Source organism: Microcystis sp. LEGE 08355 (assembly GCF_015207185.1).
Taxonomy (GTDB): Bacteria; Cyanobacteriota; Cyanobacteriia; order Cyanobacteriales; family Microcystaceae; genus Microcystis; species Microcystis panniformis.
The window spans coordinates 1-4,467 of record NZ_JADEXI010000387.1 but is presented as its reverse complement, the minus strand read 5'-3'; the positions used below and the strand labels follow the sequence as shown (position 1 = coordinate 4,467).

The following is a 4,467-nucleotide window of genomic DNA, read 5'->3' as shown; positions in this document are numbered from 1 at the left end:
CCTTAGTATAGGGGATTTTATAAAAGTAAGGTAACAGCCATGACTGGTAGAATCCCAACCCAAGTAAACCTGTAACAATGCTAGTAAATATTCCCGCTACCAACATAAATAAACGAGATTGTTTTTGACGAGTAATGCTTTCAGAGGCTGCTAAAAAACGATAATCGATACTATCTAATTCTTTATCTTCTTGCCATTTTTTAGATTCCTCTAACTTTTTACCTGTCAGTAAACAATTTGTATCGGTAAAATTTGAGTCTTCCCACTTAGCAATTTCCGATTGATAAGGACGACTAGCTGCTAATACATTATATAACCATTTTTGATTAAAAATTGCCTGATAAATAGCATTAGCCACTCTAAGATAGCCCTGATTATCGACGATAACTAATCCAGATAGTAATAATTCATCATGTTCTGGTGTGTTACTAGCTTTCACCAATTTACCTTTTAAAAGGTTGGCATAAACCCTTAGTAAATATCCTTGATCAGGATGATAAATCAGTCGCTCTCTTATACTTGATAAAAAAGCAGGTTCATCTTTTTTTTCCCAGTTATCAATAATGTGTTTATAAACAAAATCTCGCATCCAAGCTGATAAGAGAGACCGAGGTATTTGAACTTTAAACTTGGCCATTAAATAACACAATTTTTGAGTTATAAAAGGTTGACCATTAGTCCAGCTAAAAATTTCTTGTAGAATTTCTTGAGGGGAAACACCCAACCCTTCGAGTCCTTGCATCAAGGGTTGACAGTTATCTTCTAACGACAGTCCATTTAATTCAATTGCTTTACCAATATTGAAAGGAGTTCTTTGACTATCCTGAATTAATTGATTGGGGGTAGCCGTGCCAATTAAAACAAATGAAATACGATTAAAATCTGCATTAATGACTCGCTTTTCATGACAAGACCTAAGGTAAGCAAAAAAGTCATCAGTAGCAAAGGGTAGTTTTCTAACCACATCAATTTCATCAATAAAAATAACAATGTTGTTTGAAATTTTTATCAATAAAATTTCTTTAATAAACTGTCTAAGTAACCCAACATTAGAAACAGATTGACTGGCAATCCAAGATTCTAAATCCGTCATGTTTAGTTTTAATTGTTCGGCAATTTCAATAATTAAGGAATGATACCAGCTAGATTGATCTACTGATGTCCCCAATTCATTTAAGTCTATACGGGAACAGGCAACTCCTTGGGCTTCAATTTGAGTTTGGATGCGTACCGTCAAACTCGACTTGCCCATTTTGCGAGAATTGAAAATATAACAATACTGACTGTTCATCAGAGCTTGGTACAATTCCAGATCAGCCCTTCTATCCACATAGCTTGGATCGGAAGGAGATAAGGTACTAGAAAACTTATAAACATTCTCGGCGGTTCCGTTTTCTTGCATATTTCGGTATTTCATTGACCAGATAACCAAAACTTGGGTAAGTAATACCAGTTTGAACTACACTAACCCCGGTGATAAATCCAGAAAAAAACCGCGCTCACTCATAGCCGATTATTGGTAAGCTAGTTCTACTCTGAATGAAATTGGCATATTTTCTTAGGGTAAACTCATCGGAAATTTTGGGTCTGAAACCCCGCCGTTCTAGGTTGGCTTTACGTTAGAATTAAAAGGCCAGTCTCGAAAACCAAGTGGACGGCGCAGCACCGTTCGGCTGAGCTCACGGCCGAAGCCTTGAAAACTCGGCTTAGGGGGTTCCGACCAGAAAAGCTTGGCCGGGTAAAAAGTCGCGCGCAACAAGTACAAGAAGCTATAGGCGGTCAACGTACCGTGGGACACAGGGAATCGGGCTTCTGAAATGGGGCGAAAGTCTGTGGACTCTGTGTAAGACAGTACATGGTTTTTTAACTGTGGTATGCGACGGTGGTGGAAGCAGAAACTTAAATCGTGAGGTTTAGGAATCGCCGCCCTAAAAGTGCGGCGAGGATGTCAACTAAGCTGAACTCTCTCAACTGCGAGAGTCTCCACCCTCAGCAAAGGGTTCGGAGGAGACTTTTCAGTCTCCTATCCCCTAATTCCCTACTCTAAAGCGTAGATACGACCATCCATGAGCAGACGGGTGATCCCTTTAGCTTCCAGTTGAGCGTGAGCTTTTTCGATCAGGCGACCGTCGGGAACTTTAATCACTTTTTCCTTGCGCTTGGAGAAACGACGAGCGATGCGATGACTTTCAAAGATGGGGAGGGTGCGCTGCTGGATTTCCTGAGGGGGAACCTTACCCAATTCAGCAAAATCCTTGAGGGGACGGGTGATTAATTCGGCAGCGCGATCAATTACCAAGTAACAGGTTTTGGGAAAAGCCGCCGCCGAGAGGGGTAATATCTGTAATTGGGCTGTTTTAACGATAGTCGGGCCGAAATAGCTCCCCGCTAGTTCCTCCTCCTCCTCGTCTTCATCTTCATCTTCATCCTCCTCTTCATCCCAATCCTCGTCAAGCTCATCTTCCTCCTCCTCTTCCTCGAGAGCTTCGACGAAAAACTCGTTTAAATTAGCGGTTTCTAGGGTCTTATCGCCATTAATTTCTGTATCTTCTGGATTATCTGCTTCTGGCGAGTAAGAGGTATCCATTAACAGGGTTAATTGTTCCACAGCAGTGATCGGTTGCTCAAAAGCCTGCTCATCCTTAGCTGCGATGTGGGCTGCCCGCAAACTAATCACCTCGATCGCTTTTTCCGATAAATCCGCTGCTGCTCCCTCCTCCTCGAGGCCACGAGCATTGCGGGCCAAGCGTTTTTTCTGGATTAATTGCTCGTATTCCTCGCTAGAAAAAGAATTTTTGAGAAAACGACTGACCGTAGAACTACTCACGCCATAACGCTCGGCTAAGGTGGAAGTGGTGGCCTCCGTTTCCCGATAAAGCTTAAGAATTTCTTTTTTCGTGGCATCAGTCAGTTTTCTTGCACTCATATTACTTATATAGTTATTTTTTAAGCGATAGGATCTTGCCGATGGCTAGTCAGGGGAAACTGTTGTCTTTGAGCGGACGTACTCTTAATCATAAAACGCCCTAGCCAATTAAAACTAAGCAATTCGTTTTCTAGTCCCTGTTCTAGTCTATCCTTGACTTCTGTTTCTCACCACTACTCAAGATTAAAAAATTGACAATGATATCAAGTGCTGCTAGTCAAAAAGCCTTATTAGTTCTAGCCGATGGTACAGTTTACGAGGGTTATTCCTTCGGCTCCCAGGGAACCACCGTCGGCGAAGTTGTCTTTAACACAGGGATGACCGGTTATCAGGAAGTCCTCACCGATCCCAGTTATGCTGGTCAAATCGTCACTTTTACCTATCCAGAATTGGGAAATACGGGGGTTAACCCCGAGGATGAGGAGTCAATTCGTCCCCAGGTGAAAGGAGCGATCGCCAAAAATATCTGCCCCCGGCCCAGTAATTGGCGTTCTAGCCAATCCCTACCGGATTATCTGGCCGCTCATCATGTTATTGGCATCTATGGCATCGATACCCGCTCCCTGACCCGCAAAATTCGCTCGGTTGGGGCGATGAATGGGGCAATTTCGACGGAAATACTCGATTATCATGATTTACTGCGGCTGGTGCAGGCGGCCCCCAGTATGGCGGGGTTAAATCTCGTTAAAGAAGTTACCACCAAGGAAGTGTACGAATGGACGACTCCCACCCCGTCCGCCTGGGAATTTGCGCCAATTGATAGTGATCAAGAACCGTTAACGGTGGTGGCGATCGATTTTGGCATCAAACGCAATATTCTCCGGCGTTTAGCCAGCTACGGTTGTCGGGTGATCGTGGTTCCCGCCGACACTCCCCCGGAAAAAATCGCCGCCTATAATCCCGATGGTATTTTCTTTTCTAACGGACCGGGAGATCCGGCGGCTGTCACCGAAGGAATTGCCCTAGCCAAGCAACTTTTGCAAGGAGAAAAACCGACTTTTGGCATCTGTATGGGTCATCAAATTTTAGGCCTATCCCTAGGGGCAGAAACCTTTAAACTGAAATTTGGCCATCGCGGGTTAAATCAACCCTGTGGACTGCAGCAACAGGTGGAAATTACCAGTCAGAATCACGGTTTTGCCGTGCAGGAGGCATCTTTAAATCCGCAAGTGGAGATTACCCATCTCAACCTCAATGATCGCACCGTAGCGGGTTTAAAACACAAGTCCTTGCCCTTTTTCTCGGTACAATACCACCCCGAAGCCAGTCCCGGCCCCCACGATGCCGATTATCTGTTTGCCAAATTTGTCGATTTAATGCGGGAAGCAAAAAAGGATCGGTCGTAAATTTTTAGGATATACTAGGGTTTTGATTTTTACGGCTCTAGAGCTAGGAGGCGATTATTCCAGAAGCAATTAACTTGACCGTCAGCTTGCGAGGCACGCGTGAGGTCAGAGATAAGTACCAAATTTTCCGTTTGACGGGTCTTTTAGATGCCTTTTCCGAACCGACTTTTTGTAAGGTGATCGAAGGCTATGTGG

Annotated in this window: 3 protein-coding genes and 1 pseudogene; 2 read left to right on the top strand and 2 right to left on the bottom strand. The window is 43.9% G+C overall.

The window, feature by feature from the left end:
- On the bottom strand, positions 1-1,402 hold a 1,402-nt coding region (locus IQ242_RS17560; RefSeq protein ID WP_193960859.1), incomplete at its 3' end, for an AAA-like domain-containing protein.
- Between the two features lie 636 nt (positions 1,403-2,038).
- Positions 2,039-2,926: a transposase gene (locus tag IQ242_RS17555; RefSeq protein ID WP_193960858.1), complete on the bottom strand. Its 888-nt coding sequence runs from the start codon at positions 2,924-2,926 to the stop codon at positions 2,039-2,041.
- Between the two features lie 197 nt (positions 2,927-3,123).
- Here IQ242_RS17555 and carA point away from each other — a divergent pair, with 197 nt between their 5' ends.
- Positions 3,124-4,272 (top strand): glutamine-hydrolyzing carbamoyl-phosphate synthase small subunit, encoded by a 1,149-nt coding sequence (gene carA, locus IQ242_RS17550; RefSeq protein WP_193960857.1) that lies wholly within the window; start codon positions 3,124-3,126, stop codon positions 4,270-4,272.
- Between the two features lie 74 nt (positions 4,273-4,346).
- Positions 4,347-4,467 (top strand): annotated as a pseudogene (locus tag IQ242_RS17545) (anti-sigma F factor antagonist); the annotation flags it as partial.

What these genes read in the sequence shown, in the direction of transcription:
- carA (WP_193960857.1), top strand. Translation starts at nt 3,124, where the DNA reads ATGATATCAAGTGCTGCTAGTCAAAAAGCCTTATTAGTTCTAGCCGAT.
- IQ242_RS17555 (WP_193960858.1), bottom strand. Translation starts at nt 2,926, where the DNA reads ATGAGTGCAAGAAAACTGACTGATGCCACGAAAAAAGAAATTCTTAAG.